This window comes from Isoptericola sp. NPDC058082, from assembly GCF_042885055.1.
Classification (GTDB): domain Bacteria; phylum Actinomycetota; class Actinomycetes; order Actinomycetales; family Cellulomonadaceae; genus Isoptericola.
The window spans coordinates 131,668-156,792 of sequence record NZ_JBHVSQ010000011.1 but is presented as its reverse complement, the minus strand read 5'-3'; the positions used below and the strand labels follow the sequence as shown (position 1 = coordinate 156,792).

Annotated in this window: 18 protein-coding genes and 1 pseudogene; 7 read left to right on the top strand and 12 right to left on the bottom strand. The window is 74.0% G+C overall.

Annotated features, from left to right (window positions below):
- From ACFVS0_RS15595 to ACFVS0_RS15580, 4 genes and pseudogenes are all read right to left on the bottom strand, one after another.
- Positions 1 to 194: pseudogene (locus ACFVS0_RS15595) on the bottom strand (2-oxoglutarate dehydrogenase, E2 component, dihydrolipoamide succinyltransferase); the annotation flags it as partial.
- Positions 195 to 264: 70 nt separating this feature from the next.
- Positions 265 to 681 carry a DUF742 domain-containing protein gene (locus tag ACFVS0_RS15590; RefSeq protein WP_429730019.1) on the bottom strand — a complete coding sequence of 139 codons (417 nt, stop codon included), beginning with the start codon at positions 679 to 681 and terminating at the stop codon, positions 265 to 267.
- 10 nt (positions 682 to 691) lie between these two features.
- Positions 692 to 1,141, bottom strand: a complete 450-nt coding sequence (locus ACFVS0_RS15585; RefSeq protein WP_079573344.1) for a roadblock/LC7 domain-containing protein — start codon at positions 1,139 to 1,141, stop codon at positions 692 to 694.
- A gap of 33 nt (positions 1,142 to 1,174) precedes the next feature.
- Entirely contained in the window at positions 1,175 to 4,924 is a 3,750-nt protein-coding gene (locus ACFVS0_RS15580; RefSeq protein ID WP_430588454.1) for an ATP-binding protein, read from the bottom strand.
- Between the two features lie 181 nt (positions 4,925 to 5,105).
- Here ACFVS0_RS15580 and ACFVS0_RS15575 point away from each other — a divergent pair, with 181 nt between their 5' ends.
- On the top strand, positions 5,106 to 6,083 hold the full coding sequence (locus tag ACFVS0_RS15575) for an NAD(P)H-quinone oxidoreductase (protein WP_430563273.1): 978 nt from the start codon (positions 5,106 to 5,108) through the stop codon (positions 6,081 to 6,083).
- Positions 6,084 to 6,149: 66 nt separating this feature from the next.
- The gene (locus ACFVS0_RS15570; protein WP_430588453.1) at positions 6,150 to 6,743 is read left to right on the top strand and encodes a bacterial proteasome activator family protein; all 594 of its coding nucleotides are present in this window, start codon (positions 6,150 to 6,152) and stop codon (positions 6,741 to 6,743) included.
- Positions 6,744 to 6,762: 19 nt separating this feature from the next.
- On the opposite strand, the gene ACFVS0_RS15565 is transcribed toward ACFVS0_RS15570, so the two are convergent.
- A complete protein-coding gene (locus tag ACFVS0_RS15565; RefSeq protein WP_430563277.1) occupies positions 6,763 to 7,593 on the bottom strand; it encodes a DMT family transporter in 831 nt (276 codons plus the stop codon).
- Positions 7,594 to 7,841: 248 nt separating this feature from the next.
- Here ACFVS0_RS15565 and ACFVS0_RS15560 point away from each other — a divergent pair, with 248 nt between their 5' ends.
- Positions 7,842 to 8,297, top strand: coding sequence for a DUF805 domain-containing protein (locus ACFVS0_RS15560; RefSeq protein WP_430588452.1), 456 nt, complete (start codon positions 7,842 to 7,844; stop codon positions 8,295 to 8,297).
- Positions 8,298 to 8,391: 94 nt separating this feature from the next.
- On the opposite strand, the gene ACFVS0_RS15555 is transcribed toward ACFVS0_RS15560, so the two are convergent.
- The 3 genes from ACFVS0_RS15555 to ACFVS0_RS15545 form a co-directional block, all read right to left on the bottom strand.
- Positions 8,392 to 9,354, bottom strand: a complete 963-nt coding sequence (locus tag ACFVS0_RS15555) for a carbohydrate ABC transporter permease (protein ID WP_430552312.1) — start codon at positions 9,352 to 9,354, stop codon at positions 8,392 to 8,394.
- The gene (locus tag ACFVS0_RS15550) at positions 9,351 to 10,340 is read right to left on the bottom strand and encodes a carbohydrate ABC transporter permease (protein ID WP_430552313.1); all 990 of its coding nucleotides are present in this window, start codon (positions 10,338 to 10,340) and stop codon (positions 9,351 to 9,353) included. Before ACFVS0_RS15550 ends, ACFVS0_RS15555 begins: the two co-directional genes overlap by 4 nt.
- A gap of 110 nt (positions 10,341 to 10,450) precedes the next feature.
- On the bottom strand, positions 10,451 to 11,842 hold the full coding sequence (locus tag ACFVS0_RS15545) for an ABC transporter substrate-binding protein (protein ID WP_430552314.1): 1,392 nt from the start codon (positions 11,840 to 11,842) through the stop codon (positions 10,451 to 10,453).
- Positions 11,843 to 12,066: 224 nt separating this feature from the next.
- Here ACFVS0_RS15545 and map point away from each other — a divergent pair, with 224 nt between their 5' ends.
- Positions 12,067 to 12,849 carry a type I methionyl aminopeptidase gene (gene map, locus ACFVS0_RS15540; RefSeq protein ID WP_430588451.1) on the top strand — a complete coding sequence of 261 codons (783 nt, stop codon included), beginning with the start codon at positions 12,067 to 12,069 and terminating at the stop codon, positions 12,847 to 12,849.
- Here map and ACFVS0_RS15535 read toward each other — a convergent pair.
- On the bottom strand, positions 12,833 to 13,669 hold the full coding sequence (locus ACFVS0_RS15535; protein ID WP_430588450.1) for an HAD family hydrolase: 837 nt from the start codon (positions 13,667 to 13,669) through the stop codon (positions 12,833 to 12,835). The genes map and ACFVS0_RS15535 overlap by 17 nt on opposite strands.
- Entirely contained in the window at positions 13,666 to 14,937 is a 1,272-nt protein-coding gene (gene serS / locus ACFVS0_RS15530) for a serine--tRNA ligase (RefSeq protein ID WP_430588449.1), read from the bottom strand. Before serS ends, ACFVS0_RS15535 begins: the two co-directional genes overlap by 4 nt.
- Positions 14,938 to 15,129: 192 nt before the next feature.
- On the opposite strand from serS, the gene ACFVS0_RS15525 reads away from it, so the two are divergent.
- Together ACFVS0_RS15525 and ACFVS0_RS15520 are read left to right on the top strand one after the other, a co-directional pair.
- Complete coding sequence (locus tag ACFVS0_RS15525; RefSeq protein WP_430552318.1) at positions 15,130 to 16,245, top strand: diacylglycerol/lipid kinase family protein; 1,116 nt, start codon at positions 15,130 to 15,132, stop codon at positions 16,243 to 16,245.
- Between the two features lie 71 nt (positions 16,246 to 16,316).
- Positions 16,317 to 21,017, top strand: coding sequence for a hypothetical protein (locus tag ACFVS0_RS15520; RefSeq protein ID WP_430588448.1), 4,701 nt, complete (start codon positions 16,317 to 16,319; stop codon positions 21,015 to 21,017).
- On the opposite strand, the gene lgt is transcribed toward ACFVS0_RS15520, so the two are convergent.
- The gene (lgt, locus tag ACFVS0_RS15515) at positions 20,900 to 21,919 is read right to left on the bottom strand and encodes a prolipoprotein diacylglyceryl transferase (protein WP_430588458.1); all 1,020 of its coding nucleotides are present in this window, start codon (positions 21,917 to 21,919) and stop codon (positions 20,900 to 20,902) included. The genes ACFVS0_RS15520 and lgt overlap by 118 nt on opposite strands.
- A gap of 56 nt (positions 21,920 to 21,975) precedes the next feature.
- Positions 21,976 to 23,508 (bottom strand): SulP family inorganic anion transporter, encoded by a 1,533-nt coding sequence (locus ACFVS0_RS15510; protein ID WP_430588457.1) that lies wholly within the window; start codon positions 23,506 to 23,508, stop codon positions 21,976 to 21,978.
- 294 nt (positions 23,509 to 23,802) lie between these two features.
- Between ACFVS0_RS15510 and ACFVS0_RS15505 the strand changes: the two genes are divergently transcribed.
- A partial coding sequence (locus tag ACFVS0_RS15505) for an MFS transporter (RefSeq protein ID WP_430588447.1) occupies positions 23,803 to 25,125 on the top strand: 1,323 nt, incomplete at its 3' end.

The window sequence follows — 25,125 nt, the reverse complement described above, 5'->3', positions numbered from 1 at the left end:
GGCACCTGCTGCGCCACGGGCCGCGCCGCCGCGCCGGACGGAGCCGCCGAGGCGGACGGCACCGACGTGATCGGGCCCTGGGGCGCCGCCGCGGGGCGCGCGTCCTGGGCCGCGGCCGGGGCGCTGCCCAGCACGCTCTGCCGCTGCGGGGCGCCGACCGCCGCCGGCGCTCCACCGGCCACCGGCGCGCTCACGGCACCGAAGGCCGGGGACACCGGAGCCCACGCCGGGGACATGCCCCCGGAGGCTCCGGGCGCCGGGCTGTCAGAGGGCGGAAATGCCATTGAGAACACTCTCCAAGACGCTCAGAGACAGGCCCGAGTGGGAACTGCCGTGACCCGTGTGGACGTTCACCGGGGTCGAGGTGTGCACGGTGATGTGCCCCTCCTCCTGCATGTCCGCGACCAGGATGCGGACGACGCCGAGGGGCAGTCGCAGCAGCGCGGAGAGCTCCGCGATCGAGACGTAGGTGTGCGCGGCGTGCTGCAGGATCGCCCGCTTCTCCGGGGTGAGCCCGACGCTCGTGACGGCACCGGGCATCACCTCGACCAGCGCCTCGAGCGGCAGGTCGGACAGGGCGGATCGGACGCGGCCACCGGTCACCGCATAAGGACGCACCGTCGAGGCCTCGTAGCCGTCTGCCGAGTGCGCACCCAGAGAACCGAACGATGCGTGCGTCATGGTCGCGACCTCATCCCACCCGCGCGGAGCGCGTCGAGCCGTCCACCGGAAGGTTCCCGCGCATCTCCGAGATCAGCTGCGGGGTGAGCGTGGCCTCGGTACGGGAGACGAGCAGCGCCATCTCGTAGCCGATGAGCCCGATGTCGCAGGACGACTCGGCCACCACGGCGAGGACCGACCCGTTCGAGACGTTCATCAGGAAGAGGAACCCGTTGTCCATCTCGATGACGGCCTGCCGCACGTTGCCGCCGTCGAGCTGACGCGCCGCCCCGCGCGTCAGGCTCGACATGCCGGAGACGATCGCCGCGAGCTGGTCACCGCTGGTGCGGTCGAGCTGGTCGGACATCGCCATGAGCAGACCGTCCGCCGAGACCACCAGGGTGTGGCGGCTGCCCGGGACGGTGCGCACGAAGTTGTCGAGAAGCCACCCGAAGTTGGTCGCTTCAGTACTGAGGGTCACGCTTCCTCCTCGTCGATACGCCGAAGGCGCAGGTCACCGCTGGTGCGGCGCGGATCCAGGGACATCATTCACGGTAGGGGCGGCCTGCGTCGAGGCCCTGACGGCCCCGGCGTCGTTCCGGCCGCGGCTCGTGGCGGACTGGAACGCCGACAGTCGCGACCTCAGCTGCTCCGGGTCCCGCTCGATGCGGGCCGTGAACCGCTCGGTCGACGCGGTCGACTCCCCCGCCCGCTGGCGTCGAGCGAGGCCGCCGGCCTCGTTCGCGACCGTCGTCGGGCGGTACGTCTGCTCGTTCGTCGAAGTCACGTTCCCTTCCTGGAAGACGCCGCGCTGCAGCATCGTGGACATCTCCTCGTACAGGACGGCCGAGGCCATCCACTCCGACCGCGCCTCGACGGTGTCGGGGACGAAGTGCGGGTCCAGCGGGTCGTACCCCGCCGGCTCCGTCGGGCGAAGCGGCAGCACCGAGCCCCCGTACGACGTCGCCGCCGAGGGCGCCGGGTCGTCGACCGGCGCGTGCCGCGGTGCGTCGTCCTGCGGCGTCTCGTACGCGTGGGCCGCCCCGAAGGCCGGTGCCTCGGGCCGGGTCGGCTCCGGCGCGGCCTGGGGGGCCGGCGGGAACGGCGACGCGGTCGGGGCCGCCGGGGCCGCGGGCTCCTCTGCCGAGGGCTTGCGTCCGAACAGGCCGCGCTTGCGACCGCCCTGCGTCGGCGCCTCGCGGCCGGCACGACGTCCCGGCAGGTCGGCGATGAGGTCCTCGAACGGCGGCAGCTCCTGGAACGCGTCCCGCCCCTGCGCCTCCGTCGGCGCGAGCGAGTCCGTCGGCGCGAACGGGCCCGAGGACGGGGGCGTCACCGGGTCGAACGACGGCCCGGGGACGGGAGCCGAGACCGGCCCCGCCGCAGGCTCCGTGACCTCGCGCACGACCGGGTCGAACGACGACGCCACGGGCTCCGCGTAGGGGACGGGCGCGGGCTCGTGCCGGACCGGCTCCACGACCGGAGGCGCGGGCTCGACCGGGGCGGCGGGCGCGACGTCCCGCGTCGGCAGCGCCACGGCGGGCGCCGCCTCGGTGGCCGGTCGGTACGGCTCCGGCTGCACGGGCGCGAACGGCTGGGCCGCAGCCGACTCGACGGGCGCGTCGACGGGCGGGTCGACGGGCACCGGCGCGGGCGCGGCCGCGAACGGGACGTCCTGCACGGAGACCGGCGCGACGGGCTCGACGAGGGCCGGCGGCAAGGGCGCCGGCGCGGCCGGCGTCAGGGGGGCGAGCTCGTCCGGGAGGGCCGCAGGGTCCTCCGTCACCGCGTCGAGCTGGAGCGTGCTCTCGGTCTCGGAGACGTCGAGAGACCCCATCGAGCGGAAGCTCGAGAACAGGCCCGCCCGCTGGTCGACGCCGAGGACCGGTGCCGACACGGGCTCCGGCTCGGCGACGGGCTCGGGCTGCGCGCGGTGCCGGCTCGGCAGCGAACCCGCCGAGGCCTCGACCTCCGCCGGCGGCCGCCAGGAGTCGGTGGTCGTCTCGTCCACGAGGTCCGGCAGGTCCGGCGTCGCGAGCGGCGGCAGCACGATCGGGCCCGTGTCCGGCCGCGTCACGGCGTCACCGGAACCGACGCCGGAGCGCCGCCGGCGGGGCATGCCGATCGACGTCGTGCCGTCGGTGAGCGCGTCCAGGTCGACGGGCACCGCGGCCGGCGGCTCGGGCTCGACCGGGAGGGCCGCCTGCGCCACGGGGGCGACCGGGGCGACCGCCGGGGTCGGCATCGTGGGGGGCTCCACCGCGTCCGGGACCCCGAACGACGGGGCGGGCTCCGCAGCCTCGAAGGGCACCGCGGCGACCGGCCCGGAGGTGTGCTCCTCGAACGCCTCCGCGATCTGGCCGCCGAGGTCGGCCGCGGCGTTCTGCGTGGCCGCCTCCAGCGGGTCGGTCGGCTGCGGGAGCGGCAGCGCGTCGTCGGGCAGGAACAGCTCCGTCGGGAAGACGACGGTGACCTCCGTGCCCGACCCCGACGCCCCGGTCTGGAACCGGACCTGCGCGTTGAGGCGGTCGGCCAGGCGGCCGACCACGAAGAGGCCGAGGCGCTGGGCGCCGACGGCGTCCGACGCGGAGCGGCTGGAGACCTTGGTGTTCGCGTCCGCGAGCTCCTCGGGGCTCATGCCGAGCCCGTGGTCGCGGACCATGACGACGACCCCGCGCTCGTCGCGCGACGTCGACACCTCGACGGGCGTGTGCGGCTCGGAGAACATCGTCGCGTTCTCCAGCAGCTCCGCCAGCAGGTGCGCGGAGCTCAGCGCGTTGTGGCCGAGCATGTGCGGGTCCACGCCCAGGTCGAGGCGGACGCGGTCGTAGAGCTCGATCTCGGACGACGCGGTACGCACGACGTCGGAGATCGGCATCGGGTTGCGCACGCGACGGCCCGAGTCGATGCCCGCGAGCACCAGGAGCGACTCGGCGTTACGGCGCATTCGCGTGGCCAGGTGGTCCAGGCGGAAGAGGTTCGACAGCGTGCTCGGGTCCTCCTCGGACCGCTCGAGCTCGTCGAGGAAGGAGAGCTGGCGGTTGAGCAGCACCTGGTCGCGGCGGGCCACGTTGACGAACATCTCCGCGATGGAGCCGCGGAGCGCCGCCTGCTCGCGCGCGACGACCATCGTGGTCTCGTTCACCTCGTTGAACGCGGCCGCGAGACGCCCGATCTCGTCGCTCGACTCGACCGGCACCTGCACGAGGTCGATCGACGGCGCCTGCCCGGGCACGGCCATCTGCTCCACCATGCGGGGAAGACGGTCGCGCACCTCCGCCGTCGCGGAGGTCAGGCGGGCCAGCGGCTGCACGATGCGGCGCGCGATGAGCAGCGCCAGCAGGAACGACACGAGCACGACACCGAACGCCGCGGCTCCGGTCAGCAGCGCGGCCGTCTGGGCGCTGCCCGCGAGGTCCTTCGAGTACTCGACCACACCGTCGCGGGTCTCGTCGCGCACCGGCTGCGTCGATTCGACCCAGCCCTGCGAGAGCTCGTTCCACTGGCTCGCGACCTCGGGGTCGATGCCGGAGAAGTTCAGGTACCGCAGCTGGAGGCGGGCCCGGTCGAGGTCCGCCTCGTAGCCGGGCACCTCGAGCCCGCCCGGGATCAGGTCGAGCTGCTCCTGCGCGGTCGCGATCAGGGCGTCGGTGGTCTGCAGCAGGCTCACCATGCGGCCGTTGAGGTCCGACGGCGGAGCATCGCCCTGCGCGAGGAAGTTCAGGGCCGCGCCGGCGACCGGTCGCTCCATGGTGTTGGCGAGCATCGCCTCGTCGAGGGAGACGTAGGCGTTGATGCGGCGCGTGAGGCCGGCGTCGTCGCTGCTCTGCGCCACGGCGCGCGGGACGTCGAGCGCGTTCTCGCTCAGCGCGGTGTACCGCTCGGTCGCGCGCGACTCCGAGAGCTGGCCGGAGATGACGTTGCGCTGCAGGTCGTCGAGGACCGTGCGGTCGCGGAGCGTCCGGTTCACCGCGTCCTGCACGTTGGTGGGCAGCGCGCTGATGTCGAGCACCTCGAGCGCCTCGTCGCGCTCGTCGAGCGCGCGGTCGGTCGCCTCCTGCGCCTCGACGAGCGCCTTCTTGGCGCCCGGGATCCCCTTGTCGGCAGCGATGTTCGTGGCGCGCTCCGCGGCCACGGCGGAGCCGGCGTCGTCCTGCAGCTGCAGCGACTCCATGAGGGCCGCGGTCTGCTCGGCGCTGCGGTTCTCCTGCAGCGACTGCCAGGTGATCCAGCCCGCCGTCAACGCCAGGACGAAGATCGGCACGGCGAGTGTCGCAAGAATCTTCCCGCGAACGCCCAACCTGCGGAGCATCTGAACCTCTCTCCAACACTGTTCGTCGAGGCGGCCGGCCGTCGCCGTCCGATCCTCGGGTGGGTGCCATCACGTCCGGCACCACCCCCCGCGCCCGGCTGGGCTTCCAGGCACGCGAGTAGGCTCCATCGGTGTGCGAGCGGTCACGATATCGGCACCTGGCGGTCCAGGGAAACTCACCCTATCCCTCGTCAACCTGGGCAAACCGGGCCACGGCGAGGTTCTGATCGATGTGGCCGCTGCGGGGGTCAACCGCGCTGACCTGCTGCAACGTGCCGGAAACTACCCTCCGCCGGCCGGCGCTCCCGAGTGGCCGGGCCTGGAGATCTCGGGTACGGTCCGCGCGCTCGGGCCGGGGGTGACCACCTGGGCGCCCGGTGACCGCGTGGTCGCGCTGCTCGAGGGCGGGGGCTACGCCGAGCAGGTCGTGGCGCGCGCCAGCCAGCTGCTGCCGCTGCCCGACGGCGTCGACCTCGTCGACGGCGCCGCGCTGCCGGAGGCCGTCTGCACCGCCTGGACCAACCTCGTCGACACCGGCCGGCTGCACGCCGGCGAGACGCTCCTGGTGCAGGGCGGCTCGGGCGGGGTCGGCAGCGTCGCGATCCAGCTCGCCGCAGCGCTCGGGGCGCGCGTGGTCGCCACCGCGGGCGGCCCGGACCGCGCGGCCCGCTGCGTCGAGCTCGGCGCGGACGTCGCCGTCGACCATCGCACGCAGGACGTCGTGGCCGCGGTGCGCGACGCGACCGACGGGCGCGGGGCCGACGTCGTGCTGGACGTGCTCGGGGGCGGCGGGCTCGCCGACAACGTGCGCGCGCTCGCCCCCGGCGGCCGGCTCGTCGTCATCGGGCTCCAGCAGGGACGCCGGGGCGAGCTCGACCTCAACGCCCTCATGGCCAAGCACGCGTGGGTCACCGGGACCCTGCTGCGCCCGCGCAGCGCCGAGGAGAAGGCGGCGCTGGTCGCGACCGTGTGCGAGCGGGTGTGGCCCCTGGTCGCCGACGGCCGGGTCCGGCCCGTGGTGCACGCCCGCGTGCCCTTCGCCGAGGCACCGGCCGCGCACGAGCTGCTCGAGTCCGGCGCCGTGTTCGGCAAGGTGCTGCTGGTGCCCTGACGCCCTCGACCGCCGTCCGGCCGGCCCGACCGGCCCCTGTCCGTCCCGTGGGCCACACTGGGGAGCATGACCGAGAGCGACGACGGCACTCGCGACACCGACGACACGGCTCCGCGCGTGGTCACCCCGGACGGGGAGGCCACCGGGCCCGAAGGGGTCGCCGCCCCCGCCGAGGAGGTCGCGCCGGCGGAGGAGACGTCCCGCATCGAGGAACCCGCCAAGGTGATGCGCATCGGCGGCATGATCAAGCGGCTGCTCGACGAGGTGCGCGACGCCCCGCTCGACGACGCCGCCCGCACCCGGCTCGCCGAGATCCACGAGCGCTCCCTCACCGAGCTGGAGGAGGGCCTCTCGCCCGACCTCGTCGAGGAGCTGCACCGCATCACGCTGCCGTTCTCGGACGAGGGCGTGCCGTCGGACGCCGAGCTGCGCGTGGCGCAGGCCCAGCTGGTCGGCTGGCTCGAGGGCCTGTTCCACGGCATCCAGACGGCGCTGGTCGCCCAGCAGATGGCCGCGCAGGCGCAGCTCTCGCAGATGCGGCGCGCGCTGCCGCCCGGGGCGCACCCTGCACCGTTCGGCCCCGGTGGGCCGGCGGGCCCGGGGCAGCCGGGCCAGCCGGGGCAGGACGACCGGCGCCCCTCCCCCGGTCAGTACCTGTAGGGCCGCCGAGGGAACGCCGTCAGGACCGCGCCGTCATGGCGATCGCGCCGGAGACGAGCGCGAGGCCGGCCAGCTCCGGCCAGGTGGGCACCTGTCGCAGCACGACCGCGCCGACGAGGACGGCGGTCGCGGGCAGGAGGGCGAGCAGCACCGAGAACGTGGCCATGCCGACCCGGCGCAGCACCACCTGGTCCAGCACGTACGGGACGACGGACGAGCAGATCGCCACGACCAGCAGGAACAGCAGCAGGGGCGGGTCGGTCACGACCTCGGGCGTCGACCACGCGAAGAACGGCGCGAAGGCGACGGCGCCCGCCGCCATGCCGACCGCGAGCCCGTCGACACCGGACCCGGCGTGGGCGACGCGCTTGCCCAGGACGATGTAGCCGGCCCAGCACGCGGCGGCCACGAGGACGGCGGTCAGCCCGATCACGGCGTCCTCGCGCGGGATCCCGGAGCCCAGGGTGACGCCCGCGAGCAGCACCACGCCGGCCGCCGCCACCACGATGGCCGCCCGCTCCTGCCAGCCGCGCCCCGTGACGGCGGCGACCGCCACCGGGCCGAGGAACTCGATCGCGACGGCGACCCCGAGGGGCAGGTGGTCGACGGCCACGTAGAACACGACGTTCATCGCCGCGAGGACGACGCCGAACAGCGCGGCCGCGACGAGGTCCCGGCGGGTCCAGCGTCGTCGCCACGGGCGCCGCCACGCGAGGAGGACGACGGCGGCGAGGGCGATGCGCCACCAGCCGACGGTCGGCGCCCCCAGGCGGTCGAAGAGGCCGACCGCGACGGCCGCGCCCGCGTACAGGGTGAGCCCCGAGACCAGGAACAGCGCGGGGGCCGGCACGCGGTCCAGCGCTCCGCGCGGGGAGGGGGCGGCGGTCGACACTCCCGGAGCATACGGGCGCAGCACATCCGGCCCGAACCCGCGACGGGGAGGACTCCCCACCCACGATGTGGACGGGACGTGGACGACCCCTGGACGTCACGTGCGCACGCGCCCTACGCTCGCGGGGCTGTCAGGCCGGCGCGCGACAACGCGCGCTCGCGGAGCCATCGGCCCGCCGCCCTCCCCATCGACCCTGTGAGGCCGTCATGTCCTTCCCGGACGCCATCAAGTCCGCCTTCTCGCAGTACGCCACGTTCTCCGGCCGCGCGCGTCGCTCCGAGTTCTGGTTCTGGTACCTGTTCGTGGTGCTCGTGTTCCTGGTGGAGGGCGTCCTGCTCGGCATCGCCGGCAACGCCACGCTCGACCCGGCGACCCGCACCTACGGCGCGGCCTTCTACGTCGTCTCGGGCCTGATGAGCCTCACCGGGCTGGCCTTCGTCCTGCCGACGCTCGCCGTGATGGTGCGCCGCCTCCACGACCAGGACAAGTCGGGCTTCTTCTGGTTCATGACCTTCATCCCGCTGGCCGGCCCGATCATCATGCTGGTCTTCTACGTGACGGCCGGCACCGTGGGGCCGAACCGCTTCGGCGCGGACCCGAGGGGGCTGCAGGCCACCCCGGCCGCGCCGTACGGCGCGCCGGTCCCCCCGCCCGCGGTCTGACCGCGGCGGGCGGACGACGCACGACGACGGCGGTCCTGGCGGGTGCCCGGGCCGCCGTCGTCGTCCGTGCGTGCGGTGCGTCCCTCGCGGGCCGTCAGCCCTTGACCGCGCCCGCGAGCATCCCGCGGACGAAGAACCGCTGGAGCGCGATGAACACGATCAGCGGCACGACCATCGCGATGAACGCTCCGGCGGTGAGCAGGTACCAGTCCCCTCCTCGCGTGCCGGCCAGCTCCGCGATCTTCACCGTCAGCGGCTGATACTCGGGGGCGGCGAACGTCAGGCCGACGAGCAGGTCGTTCCACACCCACAGGAACTGGAAGATGCCGAACGACGCGATCGCCGGGACCAGCAGCGGGAACAGCACGCGGAAGAAGATCTTGACGTGCCCCGCCCCGTCGACGCGGGCCGCCTCGACGAGGGACGCCGGGATGTCCTTCATAAAGTTGTGCAGCAGGAAGATCGCCAGCGGCAGCGCGAAGATCGAGTGCGAGAGCCACACCGTCCAGAAGCTGCCGTTGACGTTCCAGTCGACGTAGTCCGCCAGCAGCGGCACCAGGGCGATCTGCAAGGGGACGACCTGCAGCGAGAAGACGGCCACGAACAGGAAGTTCCGGCCCGGGAACTTGATCCACGCGAACGCGTACGCCGCGAGCAGCGAGAGCGTGATCGGGATGAGCACCGCGGGGATCGTGATGACGAACGAGTTCACGAAGAACGTGGACAGGTCGTTGCTGTTCCCGTACAGCGCCTCGTTGTAGTTGTCCATCGTGAACTGGGCGTCCCCGGTGAACAGGTCGCCGAACACCGTCCACCAGCCCGTGCGGCGGATGTCCTCCTGCGGGCGGAACGACGTGATGAGCAGCCCGAGCGACGGGATCGTCCACAGGATGGCGATGATGATCGCGATCCCGGACGCCCACGGGGAGCTGAGCTTGCCCTTGGTGGCGATCGCCCGGCGCTCCAGGCGCGAGAGCTTGCGGACGCCCGCCTGAGGGACGTCGTCGTCGAGAGCGGAGCCGGCGACGGCCTGGCCGGGGGTGGGGGTCGAGGTCATCGGATCTCCTCCGACTTGCGCATCTGCCGCACGTTGTACGCGATGATCGGGATCACCAGGATGAACAGGACCACGGCGAGCGCCGCCGCCAGTCCCTGGTTCCCCTGCCGGAACGCCTGCGTGTAGAACTCGTTGGCCACCACCTGGGTGCCGAACTGGCCGCCCGTCATCGTGCGGACGATGTCGAAGGCCTTCAGCGTGCCCATGGCGATCGTGGTGAGCACCACCACGAGGGCGGGCCGGATGCTCGGCACCGTGATGTAGCGGAACATCCCGAAGCCGTGCAGCCCGTCGAGGCGGGCGGCCTCGACGATGTCGTCCGGGATGGCCTTGATCGCCGCGGACAGCACCGTCATCGCGAACCCGGTCTGGATCCAGATCATCACCACGATGAGGAACCAGGTGTTCCACGGCTGGCCGATGAGGAACTGCTGGGGCGGCAGGCCGACCCACACCAGCAGCTGGTTGAGCAGCCCGATCTGGTTGATGTTCGCCTGGTCGGGACGGAACTCGTAGACGAACTTCCAGATGATCGAGGCGCCGACCATCGAGATCGCCATCGGCACGAACACGAGCGCCTTGGCGAGCTTCTCGAACCGGGTGCGGTCGACCAGCACCGCGTACCCGAGGCCGATGACCGCGCTCAGCAGGGGCGCGAGGATCACCCAGGCGGCGGTGACCAGCAGCACCTGCTGGAACTGGCTCTGCGTGAACGCCGTGACGTAGTTGTCGAGCCCGATGAACTCGGTGCCGTTGCGGTTGAAGAAGGACTGCCAGAGGGTGATCAGGCCGGGGCGGAGCAGCCCGTACGCGAGGAAGAGCAGCGGCACGCCGACGAAGCCGGCCGCCACCACCCACGACGGGATGCGCTTCGGCCGGTCCACCAGGAACAGGATGAGGCCCATCACCGCGGCGAAGAGCACCACGGCGACCACCATGAGCAAGAACTTCTGCCCCGTGGTGTCAGGCTCGAGCAACCAGGTCATCGATGACCTCCTCGAGGAGTCGGGACGGAGACGCGAGCGGCGCGCGTCCTGGGGACGTCCGACGACCCCCCCGGACCGCGCGGTCGAGCGGGATCACGCGGCGAGCCGGCTCACTTCGGCCAGGACGCCTCGATCTTGTCGGTGACCTCCTGGGTACTCGACCCGGTCAGCCAGTTCACGATGCCGGTCCAGAACGTGCCGGCACCCACCTCGCCCGGCATGAGGTCGGACGCGTCGAACGCGACGACCGTGTTCGGGTCGGCCAGCACCCCGGCGACGTACTGGTCGAACTCCGTGGAGAGGTTGTTCGGGTCGAGCCCGTTGTTGGCGCTGACCCAGCCGCCGTCCGGGGTGGACAGGGCCTTCTGGTTGGCCCAGTCCGCGCTGGAGAGGTAGGTCTGGAAGGCCTGCACCTCGGGCCGGTCGTTGAACGCCGCCACGAACTCGCCGCCGCCGAGCATCGGCTTGACGTCGGTCTGGTCGGTGGGCAGGTAGAAGGCGAAGACGTCGCCGTCCTCGGACACCTCGGTGCCCTCCGGCCACTGCGTCTGGTAGAAGTTCGCCGCCCGGTGCATCCAGCACTGCTGGTCGAGGATGCCGTTGCCCGCGTCGGTCCACGACTGCGTCGCGATGGAGTCGACCCCGCCGAGGCCCGCGTTGACGTAGTCCGGGTTCTTGAGGATCTCACCCGCCGTGTCCCACGCCTTGACGACCTTGGGGTCGTTGAACGGGATCTCGTGGGTGTACCACTTCTCGTAGTCCTCGACGCCCGCGGTGCGGAGCATCATGTCCTCGATGAAGTCGGTGCCCGGCCAGCCGGTCGCGTCACCGGACTCGACGCCCGCGCACCAGACCTGGCCGCCGGTGTCGTCGTGGATCTTCTGGGTGAGGTCCATCAGCTCGGTCCACGTCTGCGGCACCTCGTAGCCGGCGTCGGAGAACATCGACGGCGAGTACCAGACGAACGACTTCGCGTTGGCGCCCAGCGGCGCGGAGTAGAAGGTGCCGTCGACCGTGCCGTAGCCCTTCCAGGTCTCGTTCCAGAACTCGTCCACGTTCTTGGCGGTGGCGTCCGGGGCCGGCTGGATGGCGTCCGGGTAGTCCTTGACGATCGTGTTGAGCAGGCCCGGCTGCGGCAGGTACGCGATGTCGGGCGCGTTGCCCGCCTTGATGCGGACCAGCAGCTGCGCCTCGAACTCGCGCGACGCCTCGTAGTCGATCTTGACGCCCGTGCACTCGGTGAACGCCTTGTACGAGTCCTGCTGGGTGGCGCCCTCCGGGTCCACGATCGACGTGTAGACGCTCACCGTCTTGCCGTCCAGGTCGCCGAACTCGTCGTAGGCGGAGCAGTCGATCTCCGCGCTGGAGGCGCTGGTCTCCTCCTCGCCGACACCACCCTCGCCGTCGGGGTCGCTGCACGCCGCCAGCACGAGCGCGAGGCCCGCACCGCCTGCCGCCAGCGCCAGTACGCGTCGCCGCGCCGTCGTCGTTCGTCTGGTCATTGCCGAGCTCCTCCACTGCGTCGTGGTCCACGGAGGTGTTCCCGCCGATCGGCGGCCCGTGATCCCCTGGTCCCCCTGACCGGGATACTGCCTCCCTCCAGAGTTCACCGCACCCCCACCTGCAGGTGCAAGTTCCTGCAAGTCGTTTCACGGTCACGACTCGGTGACGATTCGTGACACCCTGGGACCCGGACCCCCGTCACGTACCTTCCGAGAGGACTGCCATGATCGAGCTGAGGAGCCCGCGAGAGATCGACCAGATGCGCCCCGCGGGGAGCTTCGTGGCCGAGGTGCTCACGGCTGTCCGCGACGCCGCCGACGTCGGGGTGAACCTCCTCGAGCTCGACGCCGTCGCGCACCGGATGATCCGCGACCGCGGCGCCGAGTCCTGCTACATCGACTATCACCCGTCCTTCGGCGCGATGCCCTTCGGCAAGGTGATCTGCACGTCCGTGAACGACGCCGTCCTGCACGGGCTGCCCCACGACTACGCCCTGCGCGACGGGGACCTGCTGACGCTCGACTTCGCCGCGTCGGTCGACGGCTGGGTGGCCGACTCGGCCGTCTCGTTCGTGGTCGGCACCTCTGCCTCGCCGCAGCGCGCGGCCGCGGACGCCAAGCTCATCGAGACCAGCGAGGCGGCGCTCGAGGCCGGGATCGCCGCCGCCACCGTCGGCAACAAGGTCGGCGACATCTCCGCCGCGATCGCCAAGGTGGCGCGGGGCGCGGGCTACGAGATCAACACCGACTTCGGCGGCCACGGCGTCGGGCGCACCATGCACGGCGACCCGCACATCCCGAACGACGGCCGCGCCGGCCGCGGCTTCCCGCTCAAGCCGGGCCTCGTCATCGCCATCGAGCCGTGGTTCCTCGAGACCACCGACGAGATCTTCACCGACCCCGACGGGTGGACCCTCCGCTCCGCCGACGGCTCCCGCGGCGCCCACAGCGAGCACACCATCGCCGTCACGAACGACGGCCCGGTCATCCTCACCGCGCGGGGCTGACCCCCCGGGGCAGAGAGAGGAGCACCGGCACGACGCCGTCCTCGGCGACCGTCCCGGTGACCTCGTCCGCGGCCGCACGCACGACGGCGTCGGCGTGCCCCATGGCGACGCCGCGACCGGCCCAGCGCAGCATGTCGACGTCGTTGCGCCCGTCGCCGACGGCCACGGTGTCCGCGGGGTCGACGCCGAGCCGCTCGCGCAGCCGCTCCAGGCCGGACGCCTTCGTGACGCCCTTCGGGGCCACGTCCATCCAGGCCGTCCAGCCGACGGCGTAGGTGACGTCGCCCAGCCCGATCCGGGCGGCCATCGCGCTGAACTCCTCGGGCGTCCGCTCGGGGCTGCGGATGACGACGCGCGTCACCTCGCGCGCCCACAGCTGCTCGAAGTCGACGACCTGGTGGACACCGTCCAGCTCGCCCTCGGGGAACAGGGCGTTCATGCGGAAACCGACGCCGATGTCCTCGACGGCGTAGCGAGCGTCGGGAAGCTCCTCCCGCAGCAGGCGCAGCGCCGGGCCCGGGTCGAACGTCCGCACCTCGTCGAGCTCCCAGCCGTCCGGGTGCCCGGGGTCCAGGCGCACCGTCACCGCGCCGTTGGAGCACACCATCCAACCGGTCGTGATGCCGAGCAGCTCCGCCACCGGCGTCATCGCGATGAGCGACCGGCCCGACGACAGCACCACGTGGTGCCCCGCCGCCTGGACCGCCGCAACGGCGTCGCGCACCGCGGGCGACAGGCCGCCGTCGTACCCGAGCAGGGTGCCGTCGATGTCGAGGGCGACGAGCCGCCGGGTGGCCTGCCGAGCCGGCTGCCCGCTCACGCGACCGGCTCGAGCACCTCGAGCCCGCCCAGGTAGGGCCGCAGGCCCTCGGGCACGCGGACCGAGCCGTCGGCCTGCTGGTGGTTCTCGAGGATGGCGACGATCCAGCGGGTGGTGCCCAGCGTGCCGTTCAGCGTGGCGACCGGTCGCGTGGTGCCGTCGACGGTCCGCTCGCGCACGCCCAGGCGGCGGGCCTGGAACGTGGTGCAGTTCGACGTCGACGTGAGCTCGAGGAAACGCTCCTGGGTGGGCAGCCACGCCTCGCAGTCGAACTTGCGCGCGGCGGAGGTGCCGAGGTCCCCCGCGGCGGTGTCGATGACGCGGTAGGGCAGCTCGACCTTGGCGAGCATCGCCTCCTCCCAGGCCAGCAGGCGCTGGTGCTCGGCAGCCGCGTCCTCCGGGTCGCAGTAGCTGAACATCTCGACCTTGTGGAACTGGTGCACTCGGATGATCCCGCGGGTGTCGCGGCCCGCGGCGCCGGCCTCCCGGCGGTAGCAGGCGCTCCAGCCCGCGTACCGCTTCGGGCCCGCCGAGAGGTCGATGATCTCGTCCGCGTGGTAGCCCGCGAGCGCCACCTCGCTGGTGCCGACCAGGTACAGGTCGTCCTTCTCCAGGTGGTACACCTCGTCCGCGTGGCTGCCGAGGAAGCCGGTGCCGCGCATGGTGTCCGGCTTGACCAGCGTCGGGGTGATCATCGGCGTGAAGCCCGCACCCACCGCCTGGTCGACCGCCGCGTTGAGCAGGGCCAGCTCGAGGCGCGCCCCGATGCCGGTGAGGAAGTAGAACCGCGAGCCCGACACCTTGGCGCCGCGCGCGGTGTCGATCGCCGCGAGGCCCTCGCCCAGCTCCAGGTGGTCGCGCGGGGCGAAGCCCTCGGCCACGAAGTCGCGCGGCGTGCCGACCTCCTTGACGACGACGTAGTCGTCCTCGCCCCCGGGCGGGGCGCCCTCGACGACGTTCGCGATGCCGTAGAGGAGCTCGTCGAGCTGCTTCTCGGCGCCCGACGCCTCCGCCTGGCGCGCCTTGACCTGCTCCGCGAGGTGCTTGGTGCGGGTCAGCAGCTCGGCCTTCTCCTCGCCCTGCGCCTGGGCGACCTTCTTGCCGAGCGCCTTCTGCTCGGCGCGCAGCGACTCGAACTCCGTGAGGGAGGAGCGACGGCGCGCGTCGGCGTCGAGCGCCGCGTCCACGAGGGCGGGGTCGTCGCCGCGGGCCAGCTGGCTCGCACGGACGACGTCGGGGTTGTCGCGCAGCAGTCGGAGGTCGATCACGCCCGCAAGCCTAACGGCCGGGCCGCGCACGGCCCCACGGATATCCGCGGTGGTCCGCGGTGCCGGACTACCTCGGCGGGTCCGGCGCTACCTCGGCGGGTCCGGTGCTACCTCGGCGGGTTCGGTGCCACCTCGGCGTGAGATGGGCGACTTCGCCGGGTCCGACAGCCCGATCCGTCGTAGGTTGCCGTCATGCCGGACGAGTACGCGGAGATCGTCGCGCTGGTCGTCGCGCTGGCCCTCGTGCTGAGCGCGCTCGCCGCGACGTTGGTGCTGTGGCGCAGGGCCCGCACCCGAGAGCACGTCCTCGCGGCGCGGGACGCCGGGCGCGCGCAGGAGGGCGAGGCCCGCGGGATGCGGCTCGCCGTCGTCATCAACCCCTCCAAGGAGGGCGCGGCGGACGTGCGCGCCGTCGTGGAGCGGGTGTGCGGCGACGCCGCCCTGCCCGACCCCCTGTTCTACGAGACCACGGTGGACGACCCCGGCACCGGCCAGGCCCGGCGGGCGCTGTCCGACGGGGCGGACGTCGTGGTCGCCGCGGGCGGGGACGGCACCGTGCGGGCCGTGGCGGAGGTCCTGGCCGGCACCGGCCGACCGATGGGCCTCATCCCGGTCGGCACCGGGAACCTGCTCGCCCGCAACCTCGACCTGCCGCTCACGTCGGTGACCGACGCGGTCGCCATCGTCCTGGGCGGCACCGACCGCGCCATCGACGTCGGCCGCGCCCGGGTCAGCGAGTTCGCCCCCGACGCCGAGCCCCTCGTCGACGGCGACCCCCACCAGGCGCACCTCTTCCTCGTCATCGCGGGTCTGGGCTTCGACGCCGCGATGGTGGCCGACGCCGACGACCAGCTCAAGGCCAAGGTCGGCTGGGTGGCCTACTTCCTCGCCGGGGCGCGGCACCTGCACGGCCGGCGGATGCGCGCGACCATCCGGCTCGACGACGGCGAGCCCGTCGAGGCGCGGCTGCGCAGCATCATGGTCGGCAACTGCGGCCGGCTGCCGGGCGGCATCACGCTGCTGCCCGACGCCGTCATCGACGACGGCGAGCTGGACGTCGCCGCCATCGACACCCGCGGCGGCCTGGCCGGGTGGGCGCAGCTGTTCGGCGAGGTCGTGGCGCAGGGCCTCGGCGTGCGCAACGACCTGCCCGGCAAGATCGGCCGGATCGACCACACCCGTGCCCGCCGCGCGGTGATCCGGGTGGACGACGGCGAGCAGGCGCAGGTGGACGGCGACCCCCTGGGCAACGCGGTCGAGCTGGAGACCTGGGTGGAGCCCGGCGCGCTCGTGGTCCGGACGGGATGATCGCGTGAACGTCCGGCGTCCCGCGGCGACCACGCGGCCCCCGCGACCGGGCGGTGCATAGGCTGGCCCGCGTGATCCGCCCCGCCCGCGCGCTCGTCGCGTCGACGTTCGCCCTGCTCGCCGCCCTCCTGCTCGGAGCGCCGGCGGCGTCCGCGGCCCCGGCGCCGGCGGACGCCGAGCCGCCGGAGACCCCCCTGGTGCTCGCCGGCGTGTCGGGCCTGCAGTGGTCGGACGTCGACGCGGTGCGCACCCCGCACCTGTGGCGCCTCATCGGGGGCGGCTCGGTCGCGTCGATCGCGGTGCGCACCCTCACCCCCACCTGCCCGGTCGAGGGGTGGCTGACCCTGTCCGCGGGCAGCAAGGCCGTCGCGCAGCCCACCCTCGTCGAGGGTGGGGACGCCGACGAGGAGGAGTCGGGGCGGGCCCCCGACGACGGCGCCCCCGCGCTCGGCTGCACCACCGTGCCCGTGCCCCGCACGACGGCGGGCGGCACCGAGGACGGCACGGAGCGCACGCACGTGCCGGGGTGGACGGAGCTCGCCGCGAGCGACCCCCTGACGCCGAACGCCGCCGAACCGGGCGCGCTCGGCGAGGTCACCGACGTCGCGCGGGCCTGCGCGACCGCCGTCGGCCCGGGCGCCGCCGTCGCGCTCGCCGACGCCTCCGGCGACGTGGCGCGCTACCTCCCCGACGCGGGGCGGCTCACGGCCGCGCAGGTGGCCGAGTGCCCGGCCACCGTCGTCGACCTGGGCGTGCTGCCCGACGCCGCGAACGAGCGCACGGCCGCCGTCGAGGAGCTCGACGCCCAGGTGGGCCGGCTCGCCGGCCTGCTGCCCGCCGGGGGGCGCCTCGTGGTGGCGGGGATCTCCGACACGCCGCTCGGCCCCGCCGACCTCCAGGTGGTCGTGGACTGGACGTCGCCCGGCGGCAGCGCGACGTGGCTCACCTCGACGTCGTCCCGCTGGGCCGGGGTGGTGGTGCTGGCGGACCTGTCCGCGACCCTCGCCGACACCGTGACCGGGGGCGCCCTGTCCGGGACCGCGCCCGAGGACGACGCCGCGACGGACGACGAGACCTCGACCGGCGAGGGGACCGACGAGGCCGACGACACGCTCACCCCGGCCCTCGCGCCGTTCACCGGGTCCCCGCTGGAGCGGGGCGACGACCGCCGCATCTCCGTCTCCCGCACGGTGGAGAACCGGCAGTACCTCAGCGTGCTCACGGACACCGTGCCGCGCCTGTCCCCGCTGGTGCTGGGGCTCGTCGGCCTGGCCGACGTCGTGGTGGTGGGCGCCCTGCTGCTCGCCGGCCGCCGCGGCGCCCGCCTCGACGGGCCCGACGCCGCCCGGCCGACCCGGCCGCGGTACGGCCGACGCGTGGGCCTCGCCGTGCTCGTCGTGGCGTCAAGCCTGCCCGTCGCGGCGTCGCTGGCGACCCTGTCACGCTGGTGGGCGGCGCCGTCACCGGTGACGACGCTGGTGCTGGCGCTCACCGTCGCGGCCCTGGTCGCCGCGCTGGTCGCGTGGTTCGCGCGCCGCCTGCTGCCGCCGTCGCCGTGGCGCCTCGCGACCAGCCTCGCCGGCGTGACCTGGCTGGTCGTCACGGTGGACGGGCTCACCGGCACGACGCTGCAGCAGGGCTCGCTGCTGGGCCCCGCGCCGTCGCTCGGGGCGCGGTTCTACGGCTTCTCCAACACCGTCTTCGCGGTCTACGCGGTGGTCGGCCTGGTCCTCGCCGCGGGGCTCGCGGCGGCCGTGCGCGCCCGCGGCGGCAGCCCCGCGCGGGCCGGGTGGACGGTGGCCGCCGTGGGCGTGGTGACCGTGCTGGTCGACGGCCTGCCGCCGTTCGGCGCGGACTTCGGCGGCATCCTGGCCCTCGTCCCGGGCTTCGCCGTGCTGGCGCTCGGCGTCGCCGGGGTGCGGATCACGTGGCGGCGCGTGCTCCTCGTCGCCGCGGGGACCGTGCTCCTGGTCGCCGTCGTGTCCGTCGTGGACTGGTTGCTGCCCGGACCGGGCAGCCACCTCGGCGGCTTCGTCGAGTCCGTCGTCGAGGGCAAGGCCCTCGGCGTCGTGGCCGGCAAGGCCGCCGGCGCCTGGGCCACGGTCGCCAACCCCGCCGGCGCGGCCGCGCTGCTCGTGTGCGTCGCCGCCGCGTGGGCCGTGCTCGCCCCGGGACGCGCGCGCCTGGACGGCCTCGCCCGCGCGTACCGGCAGGACCCGGTGCTGTGGCGGCTCGTCGTCGCGCTGGTCGTGACGGCCGCCGTCGGCACCCTGCTCAACGACTCCGGCGTCGCGGTGGCCGCCATCGTGCTCGCCCTCGCGGTGCCGGTGCTGCTCGCCGGGCGGCTCGCCCACGCCGACGACGCGAGCAGGGCAGCCGCGGCACCCCGGGACGACGCCGCGCGCGCCGCCGGGCCGGTGCTCTCCCGCGTGCCGGCCGTGCTCGTCGGGGCGTCGGCGGGGCTGCTCGTCGCGCTGCTCGTCGGCACCACGGCGCTGCCCGGCTCGGGGTCCGCGCGGGCGGGCGACGTCTCCGGCACGGGGACCCCCGTGGTCGACGACGCGCACCCCGTGGTCATCGTCGGGACGCAGGGCGTGCGCTGGGAGGACGTCAGCCCGTCCGCCACGCCGACGTTGTGGGAGCTGCTGCGCGACGGCGCCAGCGGTGCCGGCGTGACGCCCGCCGTCGGCGGCGCCTCGGCGACGTGCCCCGCCGCCGGGTGGCTCGGCCTGTCCTCCGGGCGCAGCCCCGTGACCGGCCAGACCACGGATGGCGCCTGGTCGTGCGCGCCGTGGGACGTCACGCCCGGTGACGCGGGCGGCGGCACGGGAGACGACGGCGCCGCGACCGTCGACGGGTGGGACGACCTCGCCGCGCTCCAGTCGTCGTCCGAGTTCCGCCCGACCCTCGGCGTGCTCGGCGACGCCCTCGACGACGGCGGCGTCTGCGCGACCGCCGTCGCCCCCGGCGCGGCCCTCGCCCTCGCCGGCCGCGACGGGACGGTGGCCCGCTACCGCGACCTCGACGCGGCGCTCGCCGACCCGGCCGGGACCTTCTCCTGCCCCGTCACCCTGGTCGACGCCGGCAGCGCGCCGTACCACCCGGACCCCGACGTCTACACGGGCCTCGTCCCGCTGACCGACGACGCCACGGCTGACGGCCCCGCCCGCGACACCGCCCTGCGCGCCGTCGACGCGACCGTCGGCCGGGTGCTGGCGGCGGTGCCCGCGGACGCGACCGTGCTGGTGATGGACGTCGGCAACCCGGCCCCCGGTCGCCCGTCCCTCGGCATCGGCGTGGCCGACGCGGACGCGGACGACGCGCCCGCCTACCTCACGTCCGGCGCCACGCACTGGCTGGGCGTCGTGCGGCTGCTCGACGTGCCGACCACGCTCGTCACGGCGTTCGGCCTGCCCGTGCCCGCCGACCTCAGCGGCTCGCCGATCGAGCTCGCCGCCGAGCGCCCCGGTGGCACCGGGGCCACCGTGCGCGAGCTCGCCGGCCTCACCGAGCGCGACCACATGCTGCGGGTCACGACCGGCACGGTCACGACCACCCCGGCCTACGTGGGGCTCGCGGCGTTCGCCCTGGTCGTCCTGCTGCTGCCGCGCCTGCGCCGCACGTGGCCGCGGGCCGCGGGGAGGTCGGCGCGCGTGCTCGACGCCGTCCTGCTGGTGTGCGCCGCGGTGCCCGCCGCCGCGTTCCTCATGACCGCGTGGGGCTGGTGGCGCCTCGCCGAGCCCGCCACCTCCCTCTGGGTGACGCTCGGCCTGAGCACCGTCGTCGTGGCGCTCGTCGGCGCGCTCGCGCCCCGCCGGCCCGCGTGGGCGGGCGCGACGGTGATCGCCACGCTCACCTTCCTCGTCCTCACGATCGACGCGGTGCTCGGCACGCCCCTGCACCGCGGCAGCCCGCTGGGCTCCGCCCCGACCCTGGGCGGCCGCTACTACGGCTTCGGCAACCCCACGTACTCGATCTACGCGACGGCCGCCGTGGTCGCGGCCGCCGGGCTCGCCACGGCCGTGCGGCGCCGCTGGGGCAGGATCCCCGCCGGGGTGGTCGCCTCGGCGGTCGGCCTCGTGACCCTGGTCGTGAGCGTCTGGCCCACCCTCGGCGCCGACGTCGGCGGCGGACTCGTGCTGGTGCCCGTGTTCGTCGTCCTCGTGCTCGGCGTCGTCGAGGCCCGCGTCACGTGGAAGCGGCTGATCCTCGCCGGGCTCGCGGGCGTGGCGCTCGTCGCCGCGATCGGCGTCGTCGACTGGCTGCGGCCCCCGGCCGAACGCACGCACCTCGGCGCGTTCGTGCAGTCCGTGGTCGACGGCACCGCCCTCGAGACCATCGCCCGCAAGGCCGGCTACGCCCTGCGCTCGTTGGGCGGCGGCGTGCCCGCGTGGCTGGCGCTCGCCGTCCTCGTCGGCCTCGCCGCGGTGCTGTGGGGCGGGCCCCGCCTGCGGGCCCGGTGGCTGCAGCGCACCGAGGACGGTTGGCCGCTGCTGCGGCCCGTGCTCGTCAGCCTGATCATCGCGGGCGTCGGCGGCGCCGTCGTCAACGACTACGGCATCCGCATGGTCTCGATCATGCTCGCCGCCGCCGTGCCGCTCGTCGGGTCGATCGTGCTGCGGTCGTGGATGACCGGCGACCCCGACGAGCCGCGTCAGCCGGCGTCGCCCGAGCGGGTGCCGGCGTCGTCCGAGGGACCCGCGCCGGCGGAGGTGTCGGCGTCGTCAGGGGCCTCTGCCGTGTCCGACGAGGGGGAGCGACCCGGCACGTAGACGGACGTCTCGGGCTCCGGGTGCTGCCGGCCTCGGACGACGAACAGCGCCACGCCCAGCGCGACGGCGACGAACGACGTCCAGATGTTCGCCGGGATGCCGAGCCACTCGTTGCTCGTGGGGTCGATGCGGAGCGCCTCGAGCCAGCTGCGACCGAGCCCGTACCAGACCAGGTACAGGGCGAACAGCCGGCCCCAGCGCAGCCCGTACCCGGGCTCGCCGACGGCGTCCGCCCGGACCTCGGCGCGCCGCCGCACCGCCCGCTCGACGAGGAGCAGGACGGCGACGCCCAGCAGGTTCCAGAGCATCTCGTAGAGGAACAGCGGGTGGAACAGGGTGTCGTCCGGGAACCCGGCCACCGGGTGGTCGATCTCGAGGCCCCAGGGCAGCGTCGTGGGTGCCCCGAACAGCTCCTGGTTCATGTAGTTGCCGAGCCGGCCGACCGCCTGGGCCGCGAGCATGCCGGGCGCGAGCGCGTCCGCGAACGACCAGAAGCGCAGGCCCGCCCGCCGGCACCCGATCCACACGCCGAGCGCACCGCCGAGGAGGGCGCCGTAGATGGCGATCCCGCCGTCCCAGATGCGCACCCACTCCCAGTAGCCCCACGGCCCGGTACCGTCCGAGTAGTCGCCCAGGTGGGTGAGCACGTGGTAGATCCGCGCGACGACGATGCCCAGCGGCACCGCCCACATCACGATGTCGAGGGTCACCTCCGGGCTCGCGCCGCGCGCGACCAGGCGCCGGTGCGTGATCCACGTGGCCAGCGCGATGCCGGCGAGCAGGCACAGCGCGTAGACGTGGACCGAGAACGGCCCGAGCTCGAGCACCGCCCACGCGGGGTCGGGGCTGGGGATCGAGGTGGGGAGTCCTCCGACAGCGGGCATCGCGGTCATCGAGGGCATGGGGGGCATGGCCCGAACCTACCGTGCGGGTGTCGTCCTCCGGGCCACCGCCGAGGTCAGTGGCCGGCGCCGAGCCGGCCCGCGAGGCGCTCGAGCCGCCGCGCGCTGTCGGCGTTCAGGCCGCGGAACTCCACCGTCGTGCCGTGCTCGGCGTACCTGTGCTGGACGGCGTCCAGCGCGGCGACGGTGGAGGCGTCCCACACGTGCGCGTCGGTCAGGTCGATCACGACGCGTCCCGGGTCGCGGACGTAGTCGAACTGGTAGACGAGGTCGTTCGAGGAGGCGAAGAACAGCTCGCCGACGACGGCGTAGACGCGCTCGCCGGGGTCTCCGGCGGCCTCGTCGGCGTCGAGGCGCGTGACCGTGGTCAGGTGCGCGACGCGGCGCACGAACAGGACGGCCGCGACGACGACCCCGACGACGACGCCGTACGCCAGGTTGTGGGTGGCGACGGTGACGGCGACGGTGGCCAGCATGACCGCCGTCTCCGAGAGGGGCATGCGCCGCAGCGTCGAGGGCCGGACCGAGTGCCAGTCGAACGTGCCGACCGAGACCATGATCATCACGGCGACCAGCGCCGCCATCGGGATGATCGCGACGACGTCCCCCAGCCCGACCACGAGGACCAGGAGGAAGGCGCCGGCGAGGAACGTCGACAGGCGGGTGCGGGCGCCCGAGACCTTCACGTTGATCATGGTCTGGCCGATCATGGCGCAGCCGCCCATGCCGCCGAAGAGGCCGGTGACGACGTTCGCGACGCCCTGCCCCCACGACTCGCGGGTCTTGTTCGAGCGGGAGTCCGTGATGTCGTCGACGAGCTTGGCGGTCAGCATCGACTCGATGAGCCCGACCAGCGCCATGGCGAGCGCGTAGGGGGCGATGATCCGCAGCGTGTCGAGGGTGGGCGGGACGTCGGGCAGGAACAGGGTGGGCAACGAGTCGGGCAGCGCGCCCTCGTCGCCCACGGTGGGGACGGCGAGGGACGCGCCCACGGTGACGAGCGTGAGGAGCACGATCGCCACGAGCGGGGCGGGGACGACGCGGGTGAGGCGCGGGAACAGCACGATGAGCGCGATGCCCGCCGCGACGAGCGGGTAGACGGCCCACGGGACGCCCACCAGGTGCGGCACCTGCGAGGTGAGGATGAGGATCGCCAGCGCGTTGACGAAGCCGACCATCACGGAGCGCGGGATGAACCGCATGAGCCTCGCGACGCCCAGCAGGCCGAGCACCACCTGGAGGATCCCGCCCAGGATGACGGTCGCGACGAGGTGGTCGAGGCCGTGGTCGCGCACGACGGGCGCGACCACCAGCGCGACCGCTCCCGTGGCGGCCGAGATCATCGCCGGGCGGCCGCCGACGAACGAGATCGTCACCGCCATCGTGAACGCGGCGAACAGGCCGATCCGCGGGTCGACGCCGGCGATGATCGAGAACGCGATCGCCTCGGGGATCAGCGCGACGGCCACCACCAGGCCGGCCAGGACCTCCGTGCGCAGGCGGCGGGCCGAGGAGAACGCCGCGCGGAAGGAGCCCTCGGAGCCCGCCTCCGGCGGCCCGGCGACCGAGCGCGCCGAGCGTTCCGTCAGGGCGGCGGAGTGGTCGGCGGGGTAGTCGGCGCGCTGGTCGGCGCGCTGGTCGGCGCGCTGGTCGCGGGGCACGCGGTCTCCGTTCGATCGGGTGGGGACGCGCGTCGTCGCGACGTGGGGCGGGGGCGCCACGACGTGCGGGCTCGACGGCCGGGCGCGCGCAGACTCTACCCGGCCGCCCCTTCGCGCGAACGGCTCGGCGCCCGCCGGTGGGACGGCGGGAGCGGCGGACGGCGGGGCACGCCGCCCGCCGGGCTGCGACGATGGTCGTCGCCCGTCCCCAGCCGACAGCCCGTGAAAGGCGACCGCCCCGCCGTGTACTCGCTCCTCCTGGCGATCATCTACGTCGCCTTCGTCAGCCTCGGGCTCCCGGACTCCCTCGTCGGGGCCGGCTGGCCCGTCATGCACCAGGACCTCGGCGTCCCCGTCGCGTTCGCGGGCATCATCACCATGATCATCGCCGGCGGGACGATCCTCTCCAGCCTGGCGTCCGAGCGGACGACGCGGCGGTTCGGCGCCGGCGTCGTCACCGCCGTCAGCGTCGGGCTGACCGCCGCCGCGCTCGTGGGCTTCTCCGTCTCGGGCTCGTTCTGGCTGCTGTGCCTGTGGGCCGTCCCGTACGGGCTCGGAGCGGGCGCGGTGGACGCCGCGCTCAACAACTTCGTGGCCCTGCACTACGCCGCGAGGCACATGAACTGGCTGCACAGCTTCTGGGGCCTCGGCGCCTCGATCAGCCCGTTCATCATGAGCTACGCCCTCACCTCGGGCCTGGGCTGGTCCAGCGCCTACCGCATCGTGGGTGTCACGCAGGCCGTGCTGACGGCCGTGCTGATCCTCAGCATCCCGCTGTGGAAGAAGGCCCGGCCCGCCCCCCAGGCCGACCACGCCGCCGACGCCGGGCCGTCGGGGAGCGGCAGCTCTCACGTCCCGCTCGCGCAGGCGCTACGGATCCCCGGGGTCGCCCTGGTCCTGGCCGCGTTCTTCGCCTACTGCGCGCTCGAGAGCACCGCGATCCTGTGGGCCTCGACGTACCTGGTCACCGACCGCGGCGTCGAGGACGCCACCGCGGCCGCGTTCGCCTCCCTCTTCCTCCTCGGCATCACCGCCGGGCGGTTCCTCGCCGGCTTCTTCGCCGACCGCGTCGGCGACAAGCAGCTGATCCGCGGCGGCTTCGCGGCGGTCGGCCTCGGGGTCCTGCTGATCGGCCTGCCCGTCGGCACGCCGGTCCCCGCCCTGGCCGGGCTCGTGGTGGCGGGGCTCGGGTGCGCACCGATCTACCCCGCGATCATCCACTCCACGCCGGCCAACTTCGGCGCCCGCAGCTCCCAGGCGATCATCGGGATCCAGATGGCCGCGGCCTACACCGGCTCGACGCTCGCGCCGCCCGCGTTCGGCGTGCTCTCGGCGTGGGCGGGAGCCTGGGTGTTCCCCCTGTTCCTCGCCGTGCTCGTGGCCCTCGGCCTGCTGATGTCCGAGCGCCTCAACCGGCTCGTCGCGCGGCGCGCCCCCGCTGCCGAACAGGCGGTTGACAACGTTATGGACGCGAACCGCGCCCCCCAACAGTGTCCACCACCCTTTCGGCACCCCACCTCCGACAGGGATGGAGACAAAAAAAAA